Genomic DNA, 719 nt, shown 5'->3' with positions numbered 1-719 from the left:
TGGAAAGCGCATCCATCACGAAATCGATTGACCACACCTCGTTGGGCGCGCCCGGCAATGCCAGTTGCTCGCGCTCAATCATGACGCCATGGCGCTTGCGACGGCGCCGCACAGCCAGCCCTGCCTCACGGTACAGGCGATAGATGAGCTTGTGATTGGCGTGCGTGCCTTCGCGCTCCATCAGGGCGTGCAGTCGACGGTAGCCGAATCGACGACGTGCGTGCGCCAACTCCACCAGACGCGCCGCGAGCACCTCATTCTCGTGGTCCGGCTTCGCGTCGTAATGCAGCACGCTGCGAGAAAGCCCGACAAGCCGGCAGGCGCGGCGCTCGGAGATGTTGACCTGCTCCCGAATCGCCGACACTGCTTCGCGTTTGGCTTGCGGGCTCAGGGCTTTCCCTTGACGACGACCTTCAACGCTTCCATATCGAGCATTGCTTCGGCCAGCAGCTTCTTCAGCCGGGCATTCTCCACCTCCAGGTCCTTGAGCCGGCGGGCTTCCGAGACTTCCATGCCGCCGAACTTCGCGCGCCAGATGTAGAACGACGCGTCACTGAACCCGTACTTCCTGCACAGTTCCTTGACCGCCATACCGGCTTCGGCTTCCTTCAGAAACCCGATGATTTGCTGTTCCGTAAAGCGCTTCTTCATGTTCGTCTTCTTCTCCGAAAACGAACTTTACTAGACTCCGGGTGGCCCTGTTTGTTGGGGGCAGGTCA

Annotated in this window: 1 pseudogene; it reads right to left on the bottom strand. The window is 60.6% G+C overall.

What is annotated here, in order from left to right:
• Positions 1-651: pseudogene (locus CFB89_RS34725) on the bottom strand (transposase); the annotation flags it as partial.
• Positions 652-719: the final 68 nt, after the last annotated feature.

Source organism: Burkholderia sp. AU16741 (assembly GCF_002223345.1).
Taxonomy (GTDB): Bacteria; Pseudomonadota; Gammaproteobacteria; order Burkholderiales; family Burkholderiaceae; genus Burkholderia; species Burkholderia sola.
The sequence above is the reverse complement of the archived record's forward strand: the minus strand, read 5'-3'. Positions and strand labels throughout refer to the sequence as shown.